We start from the raw sequence: 25,687 nt of genomic DNA on the forward strand, positions 1-25,687 counted from the left end.
TAACAATAATTGATAAACGGGTAAATTGTAACATCGTTACATTAATTATTTCTCCATTCCTCAGGAATATCACAGATCGGTATGGGCACCATCTTATGTTTGGCCGCTTTGTGCATTCTATCAAAAATCATGAAAACCTCTTTATCCCGGCCTTCGTAATCTTCAATGGCTTTTTTACCGTATTCTTTTTGGATTTTTTCTAATTCCGGGTATGTAGCACCGATCTGGTCTTCATCAGTTCTGTCCGCATCCCAAAGCCCGTCTGTCGGGATTGCATTTTGGATGCTTTCAATCAGGTTTAAAGCTTTTGCCAGTTCATAAACTTCAGTTTTATAAAGGTCGGCTATTGGAGAAACATCAACTCCGCCATCTCCGTATTTTGTATAAAACCCAATCCCAAAATCTTCTACTTTGTTCCCTGTTCCGCAAACCAACAGCCCGTGAAGCTGTCCGAAATAATATAAGCTCAGCATTCTGAAACGTGATCTGGTATTTGCCAAGGCCAGATTATTGCTCCATCTTCCCTCTACATGGTCGTGTACAACGTTTTCGAAAGTTTCAAAAACAGACGTTAGATTAATTGTTTTTGACTGAACATTCGGGAACCTTTTTTTCAGGTCCTCCATGTGATCTTGAGCGCGGTTTACCTGGTCTGCTTTCTGGCGGATCGGCATTTCCAAAAGTAAAACCTCAAGCCCGGTCATTGCACAAAGTGTAGAAACCACTCCTGAATCTACTCCCCCCGAAACCCCTATTACATAACCTTTTACATTTGCTTTCACTGCGTAATTTTTCAGCCAGCTTACAATATAATTTATCACTTTTTTTGTCTGCATTGCTTATATTTTTTAATCAGATTAATAAAGAAGCTCAAAATTAATGTTTTGATTGTTCTTTAAAGAAAATTTTTACGTTTTAATTCGTACCAGTAACAAATTCCGTCAGGTTCTGTGAATTCGCCTGTTTTTTCAAAACCTAATTTTTTCAGAATATGGTTGGAACCTGCATTTTCAGAATGGGCATGGGCATAAATTACATCAATATTCATATCTTTAAAACCAAAATCCAGCGAAGCTTTTGCCGATTCAAAGGCATATCCTTTTCCCCAGAATTCGGGGAGAAAACGATATCCCAGATCATAAACATTTTTATAGCCATTGATTTCCTGAGTTAATAATTTTAATCCGCTCCAGCCGATCAGAAGGCCGCTTTCCTTTTCAATTACGGCAAGTCTTCCTACGCCATTGTCTTGGTATTGCTGGCTAATCATTTTAATAATATGTAAAGACTCTTGAATATCAGTCACGGGTGGAACTCCAATATATTTCATTACATCAGGATTCGAATCCAGGAGGAACATACGTTTGGAACCTGTTTCTTCGAAATGTCTTAAGATGAGGTTTTTAGTTGTTATTTTCATTGCCTGGTTTTTTTGGCATCGTAGAGCTTGAAGGAATTGCTGCTGCAGGATTGGTAGTTATTTTTCCTCTTTTGACATCTGCCACATTTAGCGGATTATGATTGATGTCTAAATTCTCCAGATTAGGGTTTTGTGAAACATCAAGCTTTTTGATCTGATTATTTTCAAGATTCAGGATAATTAGTTTTTTAAGTGCACTCACATCAATGTTCTGCAGAGTGTTTGATGCTAAATGCAGTTCGTTGATTTCCGGAGTATTGCTTAATGAGATTTGGGTAAGCTTGTTGCCGTTAAGATATAAAGATTTAAGGCTTTTAAGGTTTTCAGCTTTGAAAGTTAGAAGATTGCACGCTTCACAGGAAAATAGAGTAAGAAATTCCAAATTCTTAAGATCAATTCCTATCATGATGGATCCATCGAGAACAACGGTCTGTACATTTTTAAAAAGGTTAATGTCTTCAGCAGACCGCACCTGTATTTTATTGGAAACAAATAGGTTAACTACTTTGTCGGCTTCATTCTGATCGATTGCCCCATCTCGGTTAGTATCAAAATTAGCAATAACAGCCTTTTCGAAATTTTTATCTGTAAAAGTGAGCTTTTGCGCACTGAAATATGAAATCGCCAATAAAAAAGTAAGGGTTGTAAATATTTTTTTTTTCATTATTAAATTGTCTTTAAATCGTTATTTTTGTAAACATTTAATTTCATGTAAAAATATGAAGATTTTCAGAACTATTGTAGTTTCTTTATTATTAGTTTTAGGTTTGGCATCTTGTAAAAAAGAATCTCAAAATCAATGGAATGTCGAAGTCAAAAATCCTGCCGAAAAGGTAGAAATCACAGATATTTCTAAAGAATTTTATGATCTGAGTATCCCTTTGGAGCAGTTTAAGGCAAAATTCCCATGGTTTCAGGGTACAGTAAGTGATTCAGATTTTGGCAAACGAAGAGGAGATCAGAAAGAATTTAAAATTTATAAGGAAGCCATCGCAAAAATTGATCAGAAAAAGCTTCAGACGGATCTTCAGGATTTATTTTCTCATATAAAATATTATTTTCCGAAGTTTAAAAATCCGAAAATATTTTTATTTTCATCGGCTCTGCAGATGATCCAGGATCCAATTTTTTATGATGTGAAAGGAAACCTCCTATTCATAGATGTCACAGGCTTTATGGGTGATGGGAATGCTAATTACAAAGGGCTGGAATTGTATTTTCAAAAATCTATGAACCCCAATAATATTGTTCCAAAAGTCGCAGAAGTTTTTGCAGAAGGTTTTGTGAAAGAATCTCCTGATCATCAGAAATTTATAGATATGATGATTCTTAACGGAAAAATAATGATTTTAAAAGACGCCTTTTTACCGACATATCCCGAATATTTAAAGCTGAATTATACCCAAAAGCAATACGAATGGGCAGTAGCAAATGAGGCTAATATCTGGAATTATTTTGTCGAAAATAACCTTATTTTCGGTGATGATCACAGGCTAGAAGACCGTTTCATTGCACCCGGCCCGTTTTCAAAATTTTATACTGAAATTGATAATGAATCTTCACCGCAAATCGGGATTTTCACCGGATGGCAGATTTGTAGGGCATATTTTAACCAAAAACCTGAAACGAAATTGCAGAATTTCCTGAATATGGATGCTACAGTGATTTTTAATCAATCAGGATACAAGCCCAAGTTGAAATAGAAAGTTGGAAGGTAGAAGTTTATTAAATTAAAAAGTTAAAGTTAATGGCATAAGCCAAAAGCCATGTAAAAATAAATTATTAGAAAAAGAAAGTATGAGAAAAACTCAGATTACAATAGACGTAGAGCTGGATGAAAACCACATTCCCGAAAATATAACATGGAACGCTCAGGACGGAGGAATCGAAAAGGAACCAACAAAAGCAACTATGATTTCTGTTTGGGATGAAAAAGCAATGGAAGCCTTAAGAATTGACCTTTGGACAAAAGATATGCCGGTAGACCAGATGAAAATGTTCATTCATCAGGTGTTGATTTCTTTAGGAAATACTTATCATAGAGCAACAGGAGAGGAAGATGTAGCACAATGGATAGGGCAGATAGCCGAGGAATTTGCAATAAAATCTGCAATAAAAATGTAAGAATTAATGTAACAATGTAACAGTCTGATAATGTAACAATTTTTAAAGAATTGGTAAACTGGTACATTGATACATTGTTAAATTATAGAAAATTACAAATTATGAATTTTAACACAAAAGTTATCCACGGAGGACAGCATCACGAATCTGCTACAGGCTCCGTAAATGTTCCGGTATTTTTAACATCTACATTCGCACAGAAAAGCCCGGGAGTACATTCCGGCTACGAATACTCCAGGGCTGCCAATCCTACAAGACAGGCATTGGAAGACTCTTTAGCAAGCATTGAAAACGGAGCCAGAGGTCTGGCTTTTGGTTCTGGTCTTGCTGCTATCGACTGTGTTTTAAAATTATTAAATCCGGGCGATGAGGTTGTAGCAGTGGACGATTTGTACGGGGGAACTTACAGAATGTTCACAAGACTTTTCGAAAAATATCAGTTGAAATTTACCTTCGTGAATTTTAATGATGCTACTAAAATAGCCGACGTTATTACGGATAAAACAAAATTAATCTGGATCGAAACTCCGACCAATCCGCTGATGAAGCTGGTTGATATCAAAGCTGTCGTAGAAGTGGCTAAAGGAAAAGATATACTGGTTGCCGTAGACAATACCTTTGCAACACCTTATCTTCAAAGACCGATTGATTTGGGAGCAGATATCGTAATGCATTCAGCGACAAAGTATTTGGGAGGTCATTCTGATGTGATTGCCGGAGCTTTAGTAGCAAAAGATGCTGAATTAGGAGAAAAACTTCACTTCATACAATTTGCAAGTGGTGGGATTTTAGGACCGCATGATTCTTATTTAGTTTTAAGAGGAATAAAAACATTGGCTTTAAGAGTTCAGAGACACTCAGAAAACGGAATGGCAGTGGCAAAATATCTGGAATCTCATCCGGCAGTTGCACAGGTCATTTATCCCGGGTTGGAATCTCATCCGCAATATGAGCTGGCAAAATCTCAGATGAAAGATTTCGGAGGAATGGTTTCCTTTAGTTTTAAATCTGGTCAAAAAGAAGATGCGATTAAATTTTTAGAGAAATTAAAAGTTTTCACTTTAGCCGAATCTCTTGGAGGAGTAGAATCTCTGGCAAATCATCCTGCCCTGATGACTCACGCTTCTATACCAGCCGAAAAACGCGAAGAATTAGGAATTACAGATGATTTAGTCCGCCTAAGTGTCGGGATCGAAGATGCGGAAGACCTGATCGCAGATCTGGAAAGAGCATTTTCTTAATTAAACATAAATAATGATTTCTCTTAGAGGTTTTTGCTGAGTGAAAACGCCTTTGCGAACTTAAAAATGTATAGTAATTAGTATCGCGATCTTTGCGGTTAAAACAAATCATTTAAAATATACATCATGAGAAAAATTCAGTTTATATTATTAATTTTAAGTCAGATTGTGTATTCTCAAGTAAAAACTACCGATGAATTATACAAAACAGCAAAAAAATTAGACAGTCTGATATTCGATATTGGATTTAATACTTGTGAACTGTCTCATTATGATTCCATTATCAGCAATGATCTTGAGTTTTACCACGACAAAGGCGGAATCACTTCCGGAAAACAGGCATTTATTGCTTCCATCAAAAATAATATTTGTGGCGGACCTAATAAAGTGAAACGCGAGCTGGTTCCCAATACAATGAAAGTATATCCATTGTATAATAAAAATATTTTATACGGATTTATCCAGGAAGGAGAGCATGATTTTTTTGAATATTTTAATAATAAATGGAATAAAGGAGGACATGCAAGATTTACCACTCTTTGGCTTTTAGATGGTAAAGACTGGAAAATGAAAAGGGTTCTTAGCTACGATCATCAGTAATAATTTACTTTGTCAAAGTTTAAAATCTTTGACAAAGTTTTAATCTAATATAAATGACAAGAAAAGCCGATAATCAGGATTTAAAGCAATTAGCTGAGCTATTCAATCAATACAGGATTTTTTATCATAAAGAATCTGATATACCTGCCGCAGAAAATTTTTTAAGAGAAAGAATCGAAAATAAAGATTCTGAAATTTTTGTAGCTGAAAACGAAGAAAAGTTAGTTGGTTTTGTCCAGTTATATCCCTTATTTTCTTCAACAAGAATGAAAAAATACTGGCTGCTGAATGATTTATATGTAAATGAAAACCATCGCGGAAAAGGCTTTTCAAAAGAATTGATTGAAATATCAAAAGCATTGACCAAATCCACAAATGCCTGCGGAATTTTGCTGGAAACAGGAAAATCCAATGACATCGGGAACCAATTATATCCGAGCTGCGGCTTCGAAATTTACGATGAAGTAAATTTCTATGAATGGACAAACCCCGAATAATTAATAAATAAAAATTAATAATGAAATTTTGTTATAAATTAATTCTTCATTTTTAATTTTAATATTACTCATTACCAATTACTTATTACTCATAATATATGTCTGATTTTCAAAAATACGTTCAAAGATATTTAGATAATATTCCATCCGAAAACTGGCTGGGAGAATTAAAAAGTTCGGGAGAAAAAACTGCTGAGATGTATTCAAAACTGTCGGAGGAACAATCTCTTTTTGCCTACGCAGAAGGAAAATGGACTTTAAAAGAACTTCTTCTTCATTTAGCAGACACAGAAAGGGTTTTCCAGTACAGAATTTTAGCCTTTGCAAGAGGTGATAAAAACGAATTGCCCGGCTTTGATGAAGAGCTGTATGCAGATCAGTCTTTTGCTAATGAAAGAAGCTTAAATTCTTTACTACAAGAATATCAGCTGGTCAGAAAGTCATCACAGATTTTATTGGAAACCATGAATTCATCAGCTTTAAAGAATACAGGAATTGCGAACGGAAACGAAATTTCTGTGGAAACTATCGGAAAATTGATTGTTGGGCATAATTTTCATCATTTGAATATTATTAAAGAAAGGTATTTACCGAAATTATGATATGGTCATTAAAAAATAAATTAATTCTAATAAGTTTATTAATTTTTATAATTTCTCTTTTCTTTGGTGCTTTTCAGGTTAAAGATATGGGGAAAATTACAGAATACCCTTCGATTAATGTTTTTCTTATTGGACCTATTGGTTTTCTTGGAGGAGGAATTTTTGAGTTTTTTGTTTGGACTGCCAATATTTGGCTTTTCATTGCAATCATTTCTCTTTTTAAAAAGAAATTCTTGGCTTCAGTTATAATGGGAATAATTGCTTTATCTGTATCTGGATCTTTCATGCTATGGAAAGAAATTTTAGTTTCCGAGAGCGGGAGAACTGCTAAAATTTATAGTTGGGAAACAGGTTACTTTTTATGGCTGATTTCAATGATATGTATAGTTTTTTCTTCGGTTTATCTGAAAATAAAAAATAATTTATATATGGATTAATAGGAACGGGCTTTAGCCCGTTTTTTAATTTGAACATAATTATTTAGCTTTAGCCAAAACTTAAAAAAGAATGTATAATTTTGGCAAAACAACACAAATGCCTTTTATTAAAATTTATATTCATATCGTTTTTTCAACAAGAAATAAAGTTCCTTATTTTGACACTTCAGAATTAAGAATACAAGTTTGGAAACATATCAAAGAAAATGCTTCAGGAAAAGGAATTTTCCTGGATATGGTAAATGGTTATTCGGATCACTGCCATTGCCTTATTTCTCTAAGTTCAAATCAAAATATTGAAAAAATAGTTCAATTATTGAAAGGTGAATCTTCTTATTGGATCAATAAAAATCAATTAACAAAAGAAAAGTTTGCCTGGCAAGATGAATATTTTGCAGTTTCAGTTTCCGAGTCTAAGATTGAATCGGTCAGGAATTATATTAAAAATCAGGAAAGTCATCATAAAAAGAAATCATTTACAGAAGAATATCAAGAATTTATTAATAAATATAATTTTAAATAGATTTTGGCTAAAGCCAAATGAATGCTTAATTTTGAAGGACGGGCTAAAGCCCGCCCCTATTGAATATGGAAAACATCATCAATATCCTAAAATCAGGTGGAACAATCCTTTACCCTACAGACACTATCTGGGGAATAGGTTGTGACGCTACCAATATAGAAGCGGTCAATAAAATTTTTGAAATTAAAAAGCGCGAAAAAAACAAATCCATGATTATCCTTGTGGAATCTGAAAAGAGACTCCAGGATTTGGTTGACGTTCCGGAGATGGCTTGGGAAATTATTGACCTCAGTGAAAAGCCGGTAACTATCGTTTACGAAAATCCCAGAGGCCTGCCGAAAGAATTATTGGCGGAAGACGGAAGTATAGGAATCCGTCTGGTTAAAAATGATTTTTGTAAAAAATTAATCACGAAACTAAATAAACCTTTGGTTTCAACTTCAGCCAATTTCAGTGGAGATAAAAGTCCGTTGAGATTCTCGGATATCTCACCGAAAATTATTGATTTGGTGGACTATGCAGTGGAGGAGGACAGAGAAAAAATTTCAAAATATTCAGGTTCCTCTGTAATCAAAATCTGGAGTGATAATAGAATAAAAGTTCTTCGGGAGTAAAAACAAAAGATTTAATTATCTTTGCAGAATTGTGTAACCATTAAAAAGTTGGAAATTGTTTTAGACCAAAATCTGATTTTTTAATGGTTTTACATTAGATATAAGTTAACAATTATAGCACAGATAATTGAAAATCTAATATCTAACATCTAATATCTAACATCTAAAAATAATGTTCATCAATTTAAATCAAAATAAAAATCTTAAGCTATTCAAAATAATTTCTGAAGTTGCCGCCGGGAATAACCAGTCTGTGTACATTGTCGGAGGCTATGTCCGGGATTTGCTGATGAAAAGAAAAGCTTCTACAGATATTGATTTTGTGACCGAACAAAGCGGAATTGAGCTCGCCCAAAATGTAGCCAAAGAAATTGATCCTAAAATGAAAGTTTCCGTTTTCAAAACCTACGGAACCGCGATGATCAAATACAGAGATTTGGAGCTGGAATTTGTAGGCGCAAGAAAAGAAAGCTACAATGAAAACAGCCGAAAACCGGATGTAGAAGGCGGAACCATTGAAGACGATCAAAAAAGAAGAGATTTCACCATCAATGCCATGGCTATTTCCTTAAATAAAGATAATTTCGGAGAGTTGATTGATCCTTTTAATGGAATCGATGATCTGGAAAAAGGTATTTTAAGAACACCCTTAGAACCGGCTCAGACCTATTCTGACGATCCTTTGAGGATGATGAGAGCGATCCGTTTTGCATCAACTTTACAATTTAAAATTGAAGAAAATTCATTAGAAGCTATACAGCAGGAAGCGGAAAGAATCAAAATTGTTTCTATGGAAAGAATTATGGTTGAATTTAATAAAATCATGCTTTCCGAAAAGCCGTCAATGGGGCTGAAATTAATGGAAGAAACTGGTTTGATGAAATTAATTATCCCTGAATTGATTGATTTAAAAGGTGTAGAAGAAGTGGAAGGGCAGACTCATAAAGACAATTTCTACCATACATTGGAGGTGGTAGACAATGTTTCTGAAAATACGGATAATCTGTGGCTTCGCTGGTCGGCATTGCTTCACGATATTGGAAAAGCTCCGACAAAAAAGTTTGTTGAAGGTACTGGCTGGACTTTCCACGGGCATGAGTTTTTAGGCTCAAAAATGGTAAAAACGCTTTTCCAGAGACTAAAATTACCTTTAGGGCCAGATATGAAGTATGTCCAGAAAATGGTGAGGCTTTCATCACGTCCAATCGCTTTGATCACCGATGATGCCTCAGATTCTGCGCTAAGGAGATTGTTATTTGATGCTGGTGAGGACCTTGAAGATCTATTTACGCTTTGTAAGGCCGATATCACCACAAAAAATTCTAAAAAACAGGAGAAATTCAAAAAAAATTTTGAATATGTTGCGGTCAAGATCAAAGAAGTGGAAGAAAAAGATCAGGTGAGAAATTTCCAGCCGCCTATTTCTGGGGAAGAAATTATGGAAATGTTTAATCTGAAGCCCGGCCGCGAAATTGGAATTTTAAAAGAAAAAGTCAAAGAGGCAATCCTTGAAGGAGAAATCGGGAACGACAGTGAAGAAGCCCGCAATTTTGTGATTGCAGAAGCTGGAAAATTAGGACTAACCTTAGCTTAAATTAAGCTTTAAATGCTATACACTATATATAGAATATATACATCTATGATCATTGGAGCCCCGAAGGGGTTCAATAAAAATAGCCATAGGTAAAAACCTATGGACAAAAATATTTAAATTAATAAGACATTTAATAAAACCCCTAGCGGCGGCTTCAAAGAAGCCGCCGCTAGGAAAAAACACAAATGATGAAAAATTATAGTTTCTCAATACACAAAATATTGAATTTTTAGTTCCCAAAAACTCCGTTAGAACCTTTCCCTGCTGTAAAAGTTTTAATAAGCGATCCTGTAGTGGTGTAAACCATTATTTTACTGTCTTCCGTAAATCCATTCGCATCAGATACGAAAATTTTACCATTTACAATAGAAAATCCGTATAGGTTAGAATAAGGATCAACACTGTTGGCAACCGTAAACAGAGGTGCTGCCGGAGGTGTTGTAGCTGTTAGATCCATTGCATACACATTATTTCCTGAAGAAAAATAGAACTTACCGTTTTCAATCTCAAGATTGGTTGCATTGTCAATACCTGTCAATGTGTACGTTTTTGTGATTCCCGTACTGGAAATCTGGTAAATATAAGAATTAGCCGTTCCCGCAGCAATAGCGTAAACAGTCTGGTTGCTTGCGATCATCTTGTTGATATTCCCGTTCGGAACTGTGATGGTAGACTGTACCTCGTTGTTTGAGGTTGTGATATAGGAGATTTTATTTCCGATACCATAGGATGCATTTTGAACAAAAATATTATTCCCCACTTCCACTATTCTTTCAACATTATCAGTAAAGCTGATCTTTTTAACGAAAGATAAATCAGAAGTCTTATAAATGCTCACATATTTATCACCGCCGAATTTATCGTTGGTTACATAAATATTATTGTTGGCAAAAGCCATGTATCTTGGAGAATTCAGCTGGGCAGTAAGCTCTCTTGTTTTCTTAAAATTGTAACGGTTAACAAGCTGGATCTTGTTGGAATTATTTAATAGAAGATAAGCCTGATCATCCCTGAAAGCAATCGTCTGCAAAACGTCTCCTAAGTTTGAATTTCCATTGTTTCCGGTGAAAATATTGTCCTGCTTCATATTCAGGTCAGCGCTTATAAAAGTTACATCAGCATTGGGTTTTCCAAAATTTCCTTCATTGGCGATCAGAAAACCGTTTCCGTAATATGATTCTTGGTTTAATTCACCATCATTACTACAAGAAATCGTAAAAAGTAAAGCTGATGCAAAAGCAATTGTCAAAAGTTTAGTTATTTTCATACTATTTTTTATTTAAAAATTCAGGGTTGCGTGAATACTGTAGTTCCTTTTCGGCATTGGGTAATAAGAAACCGTTTCGTAGACAGTATTTGTGATATTATTTACTTTAAATCCTAAAGTATATTTTTTTAAAAGTGTTGCTGAAATTCCTGCATTCATTACAAAATAAGGATTAATCGCATCGGCTCTTTTTTCATCGGTAGTTGTATACGTAAACCCGTTGAAAAGCCCCTGAACATAAATTTTCAGAAAATCATATCCATAATCAATACTTCCAAAAGCCTTATGAATAGGAACATACATTAACTGATTTTCAGTTTTCTTATCAATAGATTTTGAATAGGTATATCCAATATTGGCCTTCAAAAAGCTTTTCCTGAAGGTTCTATTGAATGAAACCTGAGATTCAAGCCCATAAGATTTCACGTTAAAAGTGTTCACCGGAGCCCAATAGCCATAAGGTGTCGGAAGCCAGCTGATATAGTTTTTAATATCCATGTAATACGGACTTAAAATAATTTTAAAGTCACCAAAACCAAACTCATGATCCATATCTAAATTGGTGGAGGTTTCAGAAAGAAGGTTGAGATTTCCGCCAGGCTGCCAGTAAAGCTCATTGAAAGTAGGAAATCTGAAATTCCTTGAAAAATTGGCTCCTACATGATACCATTGTAAAGCATCCCATTTCCCGGAAAAAGAATATAAAAACGGAGATTTGATATCTTCCACAAAATCCTTTTTAGCTCCTGCTTCAAAACGCAAATCTTTCGTCACAAAATACCTTAGTAATCCTGCAACAGAGCCTATGTTTCTGCTGATATTTTCAAAACCTGTCTGGTAACCTTCACCTTTATTGATCTGGAATTCTCCAATGATATTGACATTGAACTTTGGACTTAGGAAATAATTAAAATCATTCTTAAAAATATAATTCTTCCCGGCGGCACCGCTTTCTTTAGGTTTTGCAATATCCCCGAAATATTGAAAATTATCTTCAGTATAAGCTGCTTTAAGGCTGTTGGAAAGATTATTTTTATTAATATCCCAAGAAAGCAGGCTTCTAAAGGCTTGTGAATTATATTTTGTTTTATTGCCGTTTTCTACAAAAACAGGGTAGTGCTGCGACCCATTAAAAATCTGGTTCTGCCACGAAATGGTCTGTGAAGTCGCAATTTTATAAGAAGCTCCGATATTGATCGATGTATTATAATATTGCCCGTTTCTATTGATGTATTCCTTTTCCGGAACTTCATAATCATTTTTACTGATCGAATAATTGCCGGAAGCTTTAAAGCTGAATTTTTCATTACTGAAAGAAGCCTTTACAAAATTATTGAAAGTTCTGAATGAAGCCACTTCAGAAAAAAAAGAACCTTTAAAACCTTTATTAAAGTCAAGATTATTATTCAGATGGATGCTTCCTCCAATCGCTGAGCTGCCATATTGAACGCTTCCTCCGCCGGCTTTTATTTCCAGCTCATCATACCCGTAAAGAGAAATATTGTTGATATCTCCCTGACCTAAAAAAGTAGAGTTAATATTAATCCCGTTCCAGACAAAAGCTGTATGGGTGGCATTTGTCCCCCGAAAAGATGGTGATGAAACAGCGCCGCGGCCATTTTCTTTAATATAAACCGGTGACTGGAAACGTAAAGCTTCGGAAAGATTGGTAGAATTTTTCTCAATATCTTTTGGTGTAAGGGTATTGACTTTATGAAAGAGTTTAGCCCTTTTCATTTGATTATCAAAGATGTATACAGTGTCAATCGTTTTCTCCTGCCCGAAAAGAAAACAACCGTAAGACGAAAAAAGCAGTACTAAAGATCTCTTTATATCCATTCTATTTTACTTTTCCTCCGAAAGCAATATTTTTGTGGTTAGATTTTGGCAGGTCTCCTGACTTTCGCTATCTACACCTTCCCGTTTTCACAGTGGTTTTTCGTAGAAATTTTTCTTGCGATCTACAGTTGCGGGGACAGTTTGGGATTTTCACCCAATTCCCTTTTCATTCCAAATGATTGGAAACCAAAATTTTTGCAAAGATAAAATTATTAAGCTGAAAATCCAAAAAACATGAAAATGATTAAAGTTTTTCTAAACCATGTCATCTTTTTAGGAGCCGGGAACCTGCTTTCCACTGCAATTCCTCATTACGCGGCTTCACCTTGGCCTGTCTTGAACCTGTTGAAAGGCTCCGCCGCTCCACTGCGGGATTTTCGTTGCAATCAGGGCTAGGGTAGCAGGTTAGGCGGCTTCGGGAGCCTCAGCCGCCACAGAAATGGCAGCCTTTTTTATATCAAGAAAAATGAAACAGTCACAATTTCCCCCTCCGGAGGGGTGTCGAAAATTCAGGAGAATTTTCAACGGGGTGGTTTTAAAAGGTTAATTCAAAGTCAATTGTGAGCCGTCAGTTTGCTTTGCTTGTCAATTTTTTTAGATTTAAAATTCATCATTCACTTGCAAAGCAAAATTCACCATTCACAAAAAAATCACTACAAAAAAGTAGCATCAAAATAAAATGGCAGCAAATCCTTTATGGCATGCACTTTCACGACTTCATCATTCATACTTGAAAAATAGAGGTCAATATTTTCGTTTTGTTTGGTTTCATATTCCATTAAGCTCTGTCTGCAGGCTCCACAAGGCGGAATCGGCGGATTTTTCTCATGAAACTCTTTTGGCCCCCCTACTACAAAGATCTTTTTTATTTTCACATCTGGGAAGTTGGCCGCTACCCAGAATAAGGTGGTTCTTTCAGCACAAAGACCTGAGGGGAAAGCTGCATTTTCCTGGTTATTCCCGGAATAAATCTCACCATTTTCAAGCAGAATTGCGCATCCAACTAAAAATTGTGAATACGGAGCATACGCATTTTCGCGGGCCTGTTTTGCTTTTTCGAGTAATTTCTTTTCTATATCGTTCAATTCACTACTATTCTTAAAATATTCGTAACTGATTTGAGTTTCTTTTTTCATATATTGTGGATTAAAAAAAGGGGGATAAATTTACTTCTTTTTCATGAAGTGAGCAATATTTCTTTATTCTTCAAAAAATTTAAATTTAATATCAAAATCAAATGTTATATACTCCAATTACATTCAGAAATGTTGAGCTGAAAAACCGTTGGGTGATGTCTCCAATGTGCATGTATTCTTGTGAAAATGGTCTTGCGAATGATTTTCATTTTGTACATTACGGAAGCCGGTCACAGGGCGGGACAGGTTTAATTATGGTGGAAGCAACGGGTGTGGAGCCTCGCGGAAGAATTACCAACCACTGCATGGGAATCTGGAATGACGAGCAGGCAGAAAAGCTCCAGAAAATTGTGGAATTTATCCATGAAAATTCTGAAAGTAAAATAGGGATTCAGCTGGCTCATTCGGGAAGGAAGGGCTCAACGTGGAACAATGTTCAGATCCCCATTGAAGATGGATGGGAGACTATTGCTCCAAGCGGGATTCCTTATCATCCTACAGAAAGAATCCCTCATGCACTGACGGTTGAGGAAATAGAAGAACAGGTTCAGAATTTTAAAAATGCAGCAAGAAGAGCGGTAAAAGCAGGTTTTAATGTTATTGAAATTCACGGAGCGCATGGGTATCTGGTTCACCAGTTTTTATCACCGCTTTCCAATATCAGAACAGATGAATACGGCGGAAGCTTTGAGAACAGAATCAGGTTTTTGATTGAAATTGTAGATGCAGTTAATGAAGAACTGAATGAAAATATTGCTTTATTTGTAAGGATTTCCGGAACAGAATATGCTGGAAATGGTTGGGATATTAATGATAGTGTAGAATTAGCTAAAATTTTAAAAAATCATTCCGTAGACCTTGTAGATGTATCAAGCGGAGGAAATATTCATGGGGCAAAAATTCCTTTTCATGCAGGGTATCAGGTTCCTTTTTCTTCAAAAGTGAGAAATAATGCTGGGGTTAAAACCGCTGCGGTCGGCCTAATTACCGAAATTAACCAGGCGGAAGAAATTCTACAGAAAGGCGATTCTGATTTAATTTTTATAGCAAGGGAAATCTTAAGGAATCCTTACATCGCGGTTCAGGGTTCGTTTGAAATGAGAGAAGATTGCTTTTTCCCCTATCAGTATTTAAGAGCAAAAATTTCTATTTAAAATAAGTTAAAGAATGAGAGCTGAAGATTTCATGTTGCCATGCCCGGTGAAGAAAATTTTTGGAATTGAATGTCTTGGATGCGGAAGCCAGAGAGCAATAATAATGGTTTTCGAAGGCAGATTTATAGAAGCTTTCCAATTGTTTCCTGCTGTGTACACTTTGCTACTGTTTTTTGTCGTTTTGATTCTTAATTTTATTGATAAGAAAAGAAATTATGGTACTTTTTTGACTTTCCTAGCAGCTGTCAATTTTGTGGTAATGCTAATTTCATATTTCCATAAGCATTATGTTTTATAAATTAGATCCTAAGATTAAACATAAAAACTTTCTTCAAACAAGAGAAGGTTTTAATTTTAAAATTAAATTTCCATTATATTGATAAAAAACCATATATATAAATTTAAAAAAATATTTTCAATTATAGCATCTCCAAAAATCTGAAAATTACGAAGGTGCAAGAAAAAAAACTAATTTCAAATGTTGAATATCATTATAAAATATAAAGGCGTAAGAAATAAAACTAAAAAGTCAATGCAAAAAAACTGCATCGACTTTTATATACTTGATTAATTTAAATCTTATTTTCTCTGTGGAGGATAATTTTTCATAATTTCCGCCATGATTTCTGGGATTTGCTTTTGTTTTGTCTGAGGTCTGTCCACAGAAATTCCGCTTCCTATACCTTGCCAGACAAGTTTGTTGGTTTTTGCATCAATAAGGTCTACGATCAATGCACCTTCATTATAGTTACTTGTCCATGTTCTGCTCATTCCGATTCCCCAACCGAAAGATCCTCCCCAGCCATACATTCCGTAAGGCGAATTATTAGTAATATCAGTGATTTTTTTGTGGTTGGCTTTTACATTTACAATCAGATCTGGATTTTCCCCCGAGTGAAGACCTTTGCTTTGAAGCTGTCTCGATAATTCATTCAAAACCCTGTCTTTGTCAATATCGTTAAGCTTAAGGTCGTCAATCCTGATTTTGTAAGTTTTATAAGCATTAAAATTTGCAGTTTCAGCATAATCAGAACGCACCTGAAAAGGGCTGCAGGATGTAAGGCCTAAAGTAGCCCCGGCTAACAAAATAAAAATATATTTTTTCATTCTATTTATTTTTTTTATCGTTTTTAATGAATGTGTCGGTCTTTTTATCATATCCGTAAGGACAATGCCTACAGCCACTTTTACAGCAATATCCTCTTTTCAGATGAAATTTTTCTGTAAATACCTTGTACCCCTGCTCATTGTAGTAAAAGTCTTCACCTTCTTTGATATCAAAAAGTGCCATAGGTTAAATCTCTAAGTCAAAAAACTTTATATTTGTTATCATGATAATTGTATGCCAAAAACCTTTAAAAAAATTAAAAATAAGCGGCATCGCTCTCTTTCCTTTTATCTTCATTTGCAAACCCGAAGATAAGAAAAATAAAGTATTGATCAATCACGAAAAGATCCATTTAAGACAACAGATAGAAATGCTGATTATTTTCTTCTATTTATTCTACATCATCGAATATTACTATTGGGTTTTCAAGCTTAAAAATCCTTACCAGGCCTATAAAAGAATTTCCTTTGAAAGAGAAGCCTACGCGAATGAGCTTAATTTAAATTATCTCAAAAAAAGAAAATTTTGGAATTTTAGGAAATATTTGTAGTTGGGTTAAGAATAAGCTTGTGTAAAACTCCCACAATTCCCCTCCTCTGAAGGAGTGGTTAAAAAAATACATTAAACATTCTATACACAACACACACACCAAAAATTATTTTGCTACGTTTGTAGTGTTCTAAACATCAATTGATTAAATTAAGAACATAAAAAATCATTAATTTTGCACATATGATAAATTAAAGAATGATATTACAGCTTCCGACAGAAAAAATTCCCATTCAGGAAATCCCGGCCAATAAAACTATAAAGCTTTTCATCAAAAGAGAGGACCTGATCCATCATCAAATTTCGGGAAATAAATACTGGAAGCTTTTTTTTAATATCAACAATTATCTGGCAAAAAAACCAAAAAAACCTTACATTATAACATTCGGCGGAGCTTTTTCCAATCACATTTCTGCCGTTTCGGCGATTGGAAATTTAGCAGGGATTCCCACGTTGGGAATCATTCGTGGAGAAGAATTAAAAAATAAATGGCGTGACAATCCAACTTTGCTTTATGCCAAAAGAAACGGAATGAATCTGCAGTTTGTTACCCGTGAAGAATACCGTCATAAAGAAAAGCTAACCGAGTTTTTACAAAATGAATTTCCCGAAGCGCTTATCATTCCCGAAGGCGGAACCAATAAAGAGGCTTTGGAAGGCGTAAAAATGATGCTGAATGACGAAACAAAAGATTTTGATTATCTTTGCACCGCCGTTGGAACCGGAGGAACAATTGCCGGAATATCAAAATATTGTGAAGATAACCAGAAAGTTATAGGTTTTAAGGCTGTTGACGATGCTTCACTGGAAAATAAAATTTTGGAATTAACCTTAAAGAAAAACTTCAATCTAATAGATTCATGCTTTGGGGGTTATGGCAAAATAAAAGATGAGAATATTCGTTTTATCAATGATTTTAAAGATGATTACGGAATTCCGCTGGAACCGATTTATACAGGAAAAATGATGCAGAAGATTTTTGAATTAATTGATGAAAATTATTTTCCTGAGAACAGCAGGGTTTTGTGCTTTCACACCGGTGGATTACAAGGGATTGAAGGAGCAAATCTGCTTTTAGAAAAACAAAATAGAAATTTAATTATTTAATACAGAAATAAAATTGAAAAAATGAAACACTTAGTGTTCCATCTTTCATTTTAAAACCATAAAAATTATAAGATGAAAAGACTTTTCTTACTCGTAAGCCTTTTAGTTTTATCAAAATTCTCAGCTCAGACCTGGGCCACTGAAGATCAATACATCCAAAAATTTGCAAAATACGCAGTAGAAGAGATGGAAAAATATAAAATTCCGGCTTCTATTACCCTTGCTCAGGGGCTTTTGGAAACGGGAGGCGGGCAAAGCCGTCTCGCTCTGGAAGGTAAAAATCATTTCGGGATCAAATGTAAAGAAGACTGGACCGGAAAAACAATGAAACATACCGATGACGCTCCCAATGAATGTTTCCGTGTGTATGATGATCCAAGACAGTCTTACGAAGACCATTCTATATTCTTATCTACAAGAAAATATTATCAGAATCTTTTCAATTTGAATATGAAAGATTATAGAGCTTGGGCATATGGACTTAAAAAAGCAGGTTATGCCACAAATCCCCGTTACGCTTCTATTCTCATAGATAAAATCGAAAAGTATAAACTATATGAATTCGATGATACTAATTCTAAAGAAGTTTTGTATGCCGTATTGAAAATGTATCCAGATCTTAAAGATGACAGGACTTTTATGGCACAGCTTGAACCTGAAAAATATACCCAAAAAGTAAAAGAACCTATAACGCTAACAGTACCTTATAAACAAACTTCTTACACCCAACAACAAAAAAGGGTGGAAAGAATTAAGACAAAAGCAGAAACTCTTAATTCAATTATAATTAAAAGTCACCCGAACGAAGGTTTAAAATATATTATAATTCCTGAAGATACTAATATAAAATTCATTGCCAGCAAATTCAATATCAGTGAAAATAAGCTGATGAGATGGAACGAATTGAAAAGTGATGTTCTTCGCAAAAATGATATCATTTTCCTTGAATCCAAAAATTCAGACGGAAATACACCTACCTATAAGGCAGAATCAGGAGAGGATATGCATGATATCGCTCAAAAATTCGGAATTAAATTAAATAAATTATACACAAAAAACAGAATGGATGAAGGGCAAAAACCCTTCGCTGGACAATTGATTTATTTAATTGACAAAAAACCCAGAAACTAATAAATAGTTACATGTTGATAGTTTGTTGGTTAACATTTTAATGTTGCTGATTGAACTATCAACAAGCAACAATCAATTATCAACAAAAAATGAAGTATCAAAGAAGTTCTGCCTTATTTGATGAGGCTTACAAATACATTCCCGGAGGTGTAAACTCTCCTGTGCGTGCATTCAAATCTGTAGGAGGAGTGCCCGTTTTTATGAAGTCTGCTAAAGGAGCTTATCTTACAGATGCCGATGACAATACGTATATTGACTATATCAATTCCTGGGGGCCGGCAATTTTAGGACATACCCATCCTGAAGTGTTGGAAGAATTAAAAATTCAGGCCGGGAAAGGATTCTCTTTTGGTGCACCAACAGAATTGGAAACAGAAATCGCAAAATTCATCACAGAAAATGTCCCGAATATCAACCAGGTCAGGATGGTTTCTTCAGGTACGGAAGCTTGTATGAGTGCGATCAGACTAGCGAGAGGATTTACGGGAAGAGATAAATTTATAAAATTTGAAGGCTGCTATCACGGGCATTCAGATTCTTTTTTAATAAAAGCGGGAAGTGGAGCGGCAACGTTCGGAAACCCAAATTCTCCCGGGGTAACGGCAGGGACAGCGAAAGATACTTTACTGGCAAGATACAATGATTTTGAGCAGGTTGAAGATCTTTTCAGACATAATCAGGGTGAGGTTGCAGCCGTAATTATCGAGCCTGTTGCCGGAAATATGGGCTGTGTTCTTCCTGAAAATGAATTTCTTCAAAAATTAAGAAAAATCTGCGACGAGAATGGAACCTTATTAATTTTTGATGAGGTAATGACTGGTTTCAGGCTGGCTTTCGGCGGGGCTCAGGAACTTTTCAATGTGAAAGCAGATTTGGTTACTTACGGAAAGGTGATTGGAGGCGGACTTCCGGTGGGTGCTTTTGCAGGCAGAAATGAAATCATGGATTATCTTGCTCCAAAAGGCGGGGTTTATCAGGCTGGAACATTAAGTGGAAATCCTTTGGCCATGAGAGCGGGATTAAAAACGTTACAGATTATCAAAAACGATCCTGAGTTTTTCAACAGATTGGCCAAAACAACGGAAACATTGGATTTTGAAATTGGAAAAATTTTAAATGAAAAAGGAATTGCTCATAAAATCAACAGAAAAGGATCAATGATGTCTGTATTTTTCAATACAAACAGGGTTTCTAATTTTGATGAAGCTCAGGAAGCGAATCATGCGCTGTTCAATAATTTCTTCCATCAAATGCTTCAAAATGGGATTTATCTTCCGCCAAGCGGCTATGAAACATATTTCATAAGTGATGCGATTAAAGATCAGGAGATTGATATGACGCTGGAGGCTGTCAGAAAATTTGAATATTCTTAATTTTTTTAAAACGAATTTCACAAAATCGATTACTCTTAGGGATGAGAGCTTTTGTAAATAATCATCCTTTAAAAATACAAAACCCTTTCAGAATTTTAAATTTGAAAGGGTTTTATAATAATATGGATTCAGATTCTTTTAGAATGACAATAAATACTGCCTGTAAAGATCTTCGTAATATTTGTGTTTAAATTAATGTAATTCGTGTTTAAAAAATTACTGCAAACCAGACCAGCCTGTTGCCCAAGTCGGAGTTAAAACCCCGTTTCCGGCACCTGGTGCATCTGTTTTTTCTGTGTACGTGGTGTCTATAATTGCTATATTGGTTCCCGCGGTTGATTTCAGGGAAACTTTAGTGGTTGTAGCATCAAATAAGGCATTGGTAATTTTTTTATGACCGTTAAAATAGCTTACGGCCTGATCACTTTCGATGCTTATACCAGATGCCCAGTTGGATGTAATGATATTATCAATGGTAGCATAGGAGCCTGAATGTAATCTTAATGCCTTTGAATCTCCGGTAGCTCCGCCAATTAGAGTAATGTTTTTAATAGAAGGGTTTGATCTCGGAGAAGCGTCAAAGCTATTTACATTATTAATACCTTTGATACCATTATTTCCGGTTCCGTCAGCTTTTCTTTTAGTATAAATATTGGTTGCAGTTCCCACCCAGCCGTCTGTCCAGCTGAAAGCATCATCTGCATTGGCTAATGAAACGATATTCGAAACGGCTACGGTTCCTCCATAAAATTCAATTCCGTCATCTGAACCGTTTAGAACCGCTATGTTTTGTACTTTTGTTCCGTTTCCGACAGCAAATAAAGAAAGTCCATTGAATTTTTTACCTGTAGCAAATTCTGCTCCTGCATACTCAATTCTTACATAGGTGAGTGATCCTGAATTGTCTGTATCTGAGGTTCCTCCGTATGGAGAGTTTCCAAGTTCTGAGGAGTTGGAAGTTCCGGTGTTGACAGGAGCTTTTCCACAAATGACTAATCCGCCCCAGCTTCCAGGAGTTGCTACAGAAGATGTGAATAAGACAGGGGAGGCATTGGTTCCGTTAGCATAAAGCTGTCCGCCTTGTTCCACTAATATATAGGAAGAAGCACCTGCTGTAGCAACAATTCTTGTTCCCGCGGGGATAACGAGTCTTCCGCCATCTTTTATTTTAATATTTCCTGTAAGTACGTAGGTTTTTGTGGGATTAAGTGTTACGGTCTGTCCTGAAGGAATATCACCTTTAAAATTATTAGGATCCTGAGCTATACCTACGGGAAGTATGGTAGGAATATTATCATCATCTTTACTGCATGAGATTATGGCAAATGAAGAGCTAATAATAAGTGCTGCAATTACTACTTTTAAATGATTTCTTTTCATAATTTTAATTTGTTGATAAACCTTTTTGAGATCTGTATTTTGAGAATACCAAATTAGTATTTTCTTTTTACATTTAATAATTTATCAGCCAAATATCAAACGGCATCGGAAATACTTTCCGATGCCGTTTGATATTTGATATGAAGAAACTTGTACTGTATTAATTCATTGAATCTGCTACATCATAGCTTGAAAGGCCTGTCCATCCTTTGGCCCAATCTGGCAAAGCTGTTCCACTTCCTGCTCCTAAAGCATTTATATTTTCAGAATAAACTCCTGAAATATCTACGGTTGTATTGGCTGTATTTTTAGCTTTAGATTTTGTTGTTATGTTTACGAATTTAATATTTTTAATATAAGATCCGCTTTGGAACCAAGTTAAAGTTCTGTCTGTTTCAAAATCTAAACCAGTAGAGTAGTTTGCTAAAACGATATTGTCAAACTGGCCATTAGACCCGGCTCTTACTTTTAACCCCTGAGATTCAGATCCTGCTGTATTTCCTAAGAAAGTTGCATTGGTGATCATAGGATTAGAAGCACCGTTTCCGAAGGTTGTATTGGCATTTGTATCCTGAGTATCTGCTTCGATACCTCTGTTTCCTGGTTCAGTATTGTTTTGATATTGTTTTTTTCTTGCTACATAAAGGTAGTTTGCATTTCCTTTATAACCTTCTGTCCAGTCGAAACCATCGTCTCCAACCCCAGTTACTACAATGTGATCAAGATTAGGGCTTCCTCCAAAACATTCTACACCATCATCGGCTCCGTCTGTTACATATACATAAGAAATTATAGTTCCGCTACCCACACCGAAAAGAGAAAGTCCGTTGAATTCTTTTTCTGGGTTGTATTTGAATCCACTGTCTTTGATTACTACATATTTGATTACACCAGAATTATCGTTGTTGTCTGTACCACCGTACGTCATATCTCCTAGTTCTGAAGTAGAAGTGCCGGCAGCAGTTCTGTTTGAAGGGGCATTACCTAAAAGAACGATTCCTCCCCAATGCCCTTGCTTGTGAGTAGTACCTTCAAATACAACGGGGCTTGTAGCAGTACCGTTGATGTAAAGTTTACCTCCTCTGTCAACGATAAGGTAGTTTGCACCTTCAGCTACAGTAATTTTTGTTCCTGCAGGGATGATAAGGTTTGCACCATTTTCTACCAATACTCTGCCTGTGATAGTATATACTTTTGATGGGTCTAATGTAAGGGTAGTTCCGGCGGCGATATTTCCCTTGAAGTTACTTGGGTCAATTGTGGAGATGCTGTCTGATGAATCATCATCAGAGTTGCTACAAGAGATTGCAGTTGATGAGAATGCAGCAGTTAATGATAAGAAAAGAGCAGCGTTTAAAAATGTCTTTTTCATAACTTTTTATTTAGATTTAAATTATTAAAATTTATATGACAAGCTTAGTCCAATCTGTCGACCTTTTGTATAGTCTTTGTGGATGAATGTTTGTTTTGTATTTTCTTGTTCTATTTTATAGTGTGGGTTTAATAGGTTTTTAGCAGAGACCCCAATTCCTATTTTATTTAATGAAAAGTTTAAATTAGCATCAAGAACGTTTCTAGCTACTTCATAGAAATTACCGATGCCTGTTGTTCCTACGGCATAAAGGTTTTTGCCTACTCTGGAATATGAAACAACGAAGTCTAATGAATTTAGATTATTACTCCATTTATAGCTGTACCCTAAATTCGCATTGGCAATGAAATCCGCGACTCCCTGAATATCATCTTTATCAGTATTAAATACAATTGTTTTTCCTCTGTTTTCTTTTGCTATCTGGCTTTCGGATTTGAATTTCTGTTGAGAGTGCATATAAGTCCCGTTGATAAATGTGTAGATCTTAGAATTGCTCCAGGAATAAATATCCTTTCTGAGTTCAACCTCTGCCCCTAAAATATATCCCCAGTCTGAAATATTAAAATAGCTCATATCACTTGGTGCAGAACTCGCATAGTTGGTTCTTGCAATAGCATTCTGAATATATTTTCCAAAAGCTGTTACTGACATCAGCTCTCCGGATTTAGGGAATAGTTCCCATTTCAAATCAGCGTTATAATTGTCTGAAGGATAAAGGTTCGGATTACCATAGGTATTTGTCGTTACATCATAATAAGCAATTGGAATAAGCTCTTTTGCCTGAGGCAGAGTATAGGTTTTGGAGAATGATAATCTTAAGTTCTGCTTATCATTAAGGCTGTATTTAGCATTTAAAGCAGGTAAAAATTTATTGTATTGTTTGTTCTTTTTACCATCTAATGCAATCGGGTCAAGCCATTTCATCTGCATATCGATATAGTCGAAACGGCCGCCTATCTGTACAACAAACTTCTCAGAAACAGTAATGTCTACATTAGCTAATCCTGATTGGATATTCTGTTTTACAGTATAATAGAAAGGCTCAAACAGCTTTGTGCTAGGCTGGAAAGTCTGGTAGGTGAATATGCTGTTGTTGGAAGCATTGATAAAAGCATCAATATTATCAGGATCCACGATAGGCGAAAGGTTGAAGTTCATACCAATAGTCGTATAGTCAAATCTTCTGTCTTTATATTGTCCGTCATATCCTAAAGTAATTTTGAATTTATCTAAAGTTTTTGAAAGATAAGCATGCCCTAAGACAGTATTGTCCTTCAGCTCATCAAAATATCTGTGATTATTGATAGCGCTTCCCGTAATAAGCTGCATTGTAGTAGCATCAATTGTATTTTGCATACGATCTGGTCTTTTGCTGTTTAGTATATTATAGCCAACTGCCCAATCCGCATTCCATGTATCATTAAATTTATGAGTACCTAATAGCTGGTTTACCCAAGTGCTTGTTATTTTATTATCTCCTCTGTTAATGATTACATTTCTGTCAACATCATATGAGAATCCTTTATAGATTTTTGCAGATTGGTCAGAAGAGTGGATGAAATTCGATGTAAAGCTGATTTTGTTATTTGCATTGAATTTATATCCTAAATTAACCAAGGCTGTCGTATTTGTTTTATAATTAGAACGTTCTACATCAGTATAGTTTTTATTTGGCGTATTTTCAGCGAAGTAAAAGCCTTCCTGTCCTTTGCTGTACTCATAAGAATTTTCAAATCCTGCGTAAGCAAATAATGAGAATTTTCCTAAAGTAGCACCCCCTTCAATATTCATGTCTGTATTGAACGGGTTGTCTGCATTTTTGAAATTCCATTTTGTGTTAAAAGGATAATTCTGGTAAGGATTTCCTTTCTTAAAAGTAGTTTCTTTAAACCCGAAGAAGCCCGGAGCACCATCCTGTATTTTGAAATTATTATTATCAAAAGTCTGAAGATTGATACTGCTACCTATACCTATTTTAAAATAAGGTTTTCCTGTGTGTTCTTTAGAAACAATATTTACGTTTGCTCCACCGAAGTCACCAAGAATTCTAGGATTGTAAACTTTATCTAAAGAAATATATTCAATCATTGAAGTTTTAAAAATCTCAAGATTAATGTTTTTGAATTCCGGATCATCAGACGGTATGGGTAATCCGTTTAATGTAGTGCTGTTATACCTGTCTCCAAGGCCTCTCACGAAAATCTGGCCGCTTCCTTCCTGCTTTATTGTCCCGGTGGCCTTAGTAACAGCCGTTGCCACATCTCCCACGCCCTGCTTAGCAAGCTGTACAGAACCTACCCGTTCTATTACTTCTACAGATTTTTTCTGAACATTAATAAGATTGGCTTCAGTTCCTTTTTTAGTTGATCCTTTAATTATAACACCTTCTATTTTCTTTTCAGATTTTGCAGTGTCTTTTTTGGTTTCTTGAGCGTAAAGTACAGTTCCCGATGTTGTTAAAAACAATACTGCGATACTCAGTTTTCTAAAATTCATTTCTTTTACTATATTCTTTCGGTGCAAAGAAATAAAGAATCTGCAGTGTAAATGGTTTAGCGAAATTTAAATTTTTCTTAACTAAATATTAAGAAAAGAATATTATTGTTAACTTTATGTGAA

At 35.3% G+C, this 25,687-nt stretch carries 27 protein-coding genes and 1 riboswitch; of the genes, 16 read left to right on the forward strand and 11 right to left on the reverse strand.

Going from position 1 to position 25,687, the window contains the following annotated elements; genetic code table 11:
- Nucleotides 1-41: 41 nt before the first annotated feature.
- Genes nadE through BW926_RS11150 form a run of 3 tightly spaced genes read right to left on the reverse strand, consistent with a single transcriptional unit; the run spans nucleotide 42 to nucleotide 2,084 of the window.
- A complete protein-coding gene (gene nadE / locus BW926_RS11140) occupies nucleotides 42-836 on the reverse strand; it encodes an NAD(+) synthase (RefSeq protein ID WP_076447112.1) in 795 nt (264 codons plus the stop codon).
- Between the two features lie 59 nt (nucleotides 837-895).
- Nucleotides 896-1,420: a GNAT family N-acetyltransferase gene (locus BW926_RS11145; protein WP_076447114.1), complete on the reverse strand. Its 525-nt coding sequence runs from the start codon at nucleotides 1,418-1,420 to the stop codon at nucleotides 896-898.
- On the reverse strand, nucleotides 1,404-2,084 hold the full coding sequence (locus BW926_RS11150) for a leucine-rich repeat domain-containing protein (protein ID WP_076447116.1): 681 nt from the start codon (nucleotides 2,082-2,084) through the stop codon (nucleotides 1,404-1,406). The genes BW926_RS11145 and BW926_RS11150 overlap by 17 nt, the downstream gene beginning before the upstream one ends.
- Nucleotides 2,085-2,139: 55 nt before the next feature.
- On the opposite strand from BW926_RS11150, the gene BW926_RS11155 reads away from it, so the two are divergent.
- The 10 genes from BW926_RS11155 (at nucleotide 2,140) to BW926_RS11200 (ending at nucleotide 9,652) form a co-directional block, all read left to right on the forward strand.
- Nucleotides 2,140-3,123, forward strand: a complete 984-nt coding sequence (locus BW926_RS11155; RefSeq protein WP_076447117.1) for a gliding motility lipoprotein GldB — start codon at nucleotides 2,140-2,142, stop codon at nucleotides 3,121-3,123.
- A gap of 94 nt (nucleotides 3,124-3,217) precedes the next feature.
- Nucleotides 3,218-3,544: a gliding motility protein GldC gene (gene gldC, locus BW926_RS11160; protein ID WP_076447126.1), complete on the forward strand. Its 327-nt coding sequence runs from the start codon at nucleotides 3,218-3,220 to the stop codon at nucleotides 3,542-3,544.
- 101 nt (nucleotides 3,545-3,645) lie between these two features.
- A complete protein-coding gene (locus BW926_RS11165) occupies nucleotides 3,646-4,785 on the forward strand; it encodes a cystathionine gamma-synthase (RefSeq protein WP_076447127.1) in 1,140 nt (379 codons plus the stop codon).
- Nucleotides 4,786-4,911: 126 nt separating this feature from the next.
- A complete protein-coding gene (locus BW926_RS11170) occupies nucleotides 4,912-5,385 on the forward strand; it encodes a nuclear transport factor 2 family protein (protein WP_076447129.1) in 474 nt (157 codons plus the stop codon).
- A gap of 53 nt (nucleotides 5,386-5,438) precedes the next feature.
- Nucleotides 5,439-5,882, forward strand: coding sequence for a GNAT family N-acetyltransferase (locus BW926_RS11175; RefSeq protein WP_076447130.1), 444 nt, complete (start codon nucleotides 5,439-5,441; stop codon nucleotides 5,880-5,882).
- A gap of 98 nt (nucleotides 5,883-5,980) precedes the next feature.
- Nucleotides 5,981-6,484 (forward strand): DinB family protein, encoded by a 504-nt coding sequence (locus BW926_RS11180; protein WP_076447132.1) that lies wholly within the window; start codon nucleotides 5,981-5,983, stop codon nucleotides 6,482-6,484.
- A complete protein-coding gene (locus tag BW926_RS11185) occupies nucleotides 6,481-6,921 on the forward strand; it encodes a hypothetical protein (RefSeq protein ID WP_076447134.1) in 441 nt (146 codons plus the stop codon). The genes BW926_RS11180 and BW926_RS11185 overlap by 4 nt, the downstream gene beginning before the upstream one ends.
- A gap of 97 nt (nucleotides 6,922-7,018) precedes the next feature.
- Entirely contained in the window at nucleotides 7,019-7,444 is a 426-nt protein-coding gene (gene tnpA / locus BW926_RS11190; RefSeq protein ID WP_076447172.1) for an IS200/IS605 family transposase, read from the forward strand.
- 65 nt (nucleotides 7,445-7,509) lie between these two features.
- A complete protein-coding gene (locus BW926_RS11195) occupies nucleotides 7,510-8,058 on the forward strand; it encodes an L-threonylcarbamoyladenylate synthase (RefSeq protein ID WP_076447135.1) in 549 nt (182 codons plus the stop codon).
- A 172-nt stretch (nucleotides 8,059-8,230) separates the two neighbouring features.
- Nucleotides 8,231-9,652, forward strand: a complete 1,422-nt coding sequence (locus tag BW926_RS11200; protein WP_076447137.1) for a CCA tRNA nucleotidyltransferase — start codon at nucleotides 8,231-8,233, stop codon at nucleotides 9,650-9,652.
- Between the two features lie 229 nt (nucleotides 9,653-9,881).
- Here BW926_RS11200 and BW926_RS11205 read toward each other — a convergent pair whose 3' ends face one another.
- From BW926_RS11205 to BW926_RS11215, 3 genes are all read right to left on the reverse strand, one after another.
- Nucleotides 9,882-10,919, reverse strand: a complete 1,038-nt coding sequence (locus tag BW926_RS11205; protein WP_076447138.1) for a hypothetical protein — start codon at nucleotides 10,917-10,919, stop codon at nucleotides 9,882-9,884.
- 12 nt (nucleotides 10,920-10,931) lie between these two features.
- Nucleotides 10,932-12,758, reverse strand: a complete 1,827-nt coding sequence (locus tag BW926_RS11210; RefSeq protein WP_076447140.1) for a TonB-dependent receptor plug domain-containing protein — start codon at nucleotides 12,756-12,758, stop codon at nucleotides 10,932-10,934.
- A gap of 29 nt (nucleotides 12,759-12,787) precedes the next feature.
- Nucleotides 12,788-12,964: riboswitch (cobalamin riboswitch) on the reverse strand.
- A 447-nt stretch (nucleotides 12,965-13,411) separates the two neighbouring features.
- A complete protein-coding gene (locus BW926_RS11215) occupies nucleotides 13,412-13,894 on the reverse strand; it encodes a cytidine deaminase (RefSeq protein ID WP_076447142.1) in 483 nt (160 codons plus the stop codon).
- 101 nt (nucleotides 13,895-13,995) lie between these two features.
- On the opposite strand from BW926_RS11215, the gene namA reads away from it, so the two are divergent.
- Nucleotides 13,996-15,048, forward strand: coding sequence for an NADPH dehydrogenase NamA (namA, locus tag BW926_RS11220; protein WP_076447143.1), 1,053 nt, complete (start codon nucleotides 13,996-13,998; stop codon nucleotides 15,046-15,048).
- A 13-nt stretch (nucleotides 15,049-15,061) separates the two neighbouring features.
- Entirely contained in the window at nucleotides 15,062-15,346 is a 285-nt protein-coding gene (locus tag BW926_RS11225) for a DUF2752 domain-containing protein (protein WP_076447145.1), read from the forward strand.
- Between the two features lie 281 nt (nucleotides 15,347-15,627).
- Here BW926_RS11225 and BW926_RS11230 read toward each other — a convergent pair whose 3' ends face one another.
- On the reverse strand, nucleotides 15,628-16,155 hold the full coding sequence (locus BW926_RS11230; protein ID WP_076447147.1) for a DUF4136 domain-containing protein: 528 nt from the start codon (nucleotides 16,153-16,155) through the stop codon (nucleotides 15,628-15,630).
- A gap of 1 nt (nucleotide 16,156) precedes the next feature.
- Complete coding sequence (locus BW926_RS11235) at nucleotides 16,157-16,339, reverse strand: DUF5522 domain-containing protein (protein WP_066441318.1); 183 nt, start codon at nucleotides 16,337-16,339, stop codon at nucleotides 16,157-16,159.
- Between the two features lie 40 nt (nucleotides 16,340-16,379).
- On the opposite strand from BW926_RS11235, the gene BW926_RS11240 reads away from it, so the two are divergent.
- The 4 genes from BW926_RS11240 (at nucleotide 16,380) to hemL (ending at nucleotide 20,316) form a co-directional block, all read left to right on the forward strand.
- Nucleotides 16,380-16,706: a hypothetical protein gene (locus tag BW926_RS11240; RefSeq protein WP_076447148.1), complete on the forward strand. Its 327-nt coding sequence runs from the start codon at nucleotides 16,380-16,382 to the stop codon at nucleotides 16,704-16,706.
- A gap of 197 nt (nucleotides 16,707-16,903) precedes the next feature.
- The gene (locus BW926_RS11245) at nucleotides 16,904-17,812 is read left to right on the forward strand and encodes a 1-aminocyclopropane-1-carboxylate deaminase/D-cysteine desulfhydrase (RefSeq protein ID WP_076447150.1); all 909 of its coding nucleotides are present in this window, start codon (nucleotides 16,904-16,906) and stop codon (nucleotides 17,810-17,812) included.
- Nucleotides 17,813-17,884: 72 nt separating this feature from the next.
- Complete coding sequence (locus BW926_RS11250) at nucleotides 17,885-18,943, forward strand: glucosaminidase domain-containing protein (protein WP_076447151.1); 1,059 nt, start codon at nucleotides 17,885-17,887, stop codon at nucleotides 18,941-18,943.
- Between the two features lie 89 nt (nucleotides 18,944-19,032).
- Nucleotides 19,033-20,316: a glutamate-1-semialdehyde 2,1-aminomutase gene (hemL, locus tag BW926_RS11255; RefSeq protein WP_076447174.1), complete on the forward strand. Its 1,284-nt coding sequence runs from the start codon at nucleotides 19,033-19,035 to the stop codon at nucleotides 20,314-20,316.
- A 216-nt stretch (nucleotides 20,317-20,532) separates the two neighbouring features.
- On the opposite strand, the gene BW926_RS11260 is transcribed toward hemL, so the two are convergent.
- From BW926_RS11260 to BW926_RS11270, 3 genes are all read right to left on the reverse strand, one after another.
- Complete coding sequence (locus BW926_RS11260) at nucleotides 20,533-21,696, reverse strand: hypothetical protein (RefSeq protein WP_076447153.1); 1,164 nt, start codon at nucleotides 21,694-21,696, stop codon at nucleotides 20,533-20,535.
- 160 nt (nucleotides 21,697-21,856) lie between these two features.
- Nucleotides 21,857-23,068: a hypothetical protein gene (locus BW926_RS11265; protein WP_076447154.1), complete on the reverse strand. Its 1,212-nt coding sequence runs from the start codon at nucleotides 23,066-23,068 to the stop codon at nucleotides 21,857-21,859.
- Between the two features lie 24 nt (nucleotides 23,069-23,092).
- Nucleotides 23,093-25,564, reverse strand: coding sequence for a TonB-dependent receptor domain-containing protein (locus BW926_RS11270; RefSeq protein WP_076447156.1), 2,472 nt, complete (start codon nucleotides 25,562-25,564; stop codon nucleotides 23,093-23,095).
- Nucleotides 25,565-25,687 lie beyond the last annotated feature (123 nt).

Source organism: Chryseobacterium sp. RU37D (assembly GCF_900156075.1).
Classification (GTDB): Bacteria; Bacteroidota; Bacteroidia; order Flavobacteriales; family Weeksellaceae; genus Chryseobacterium.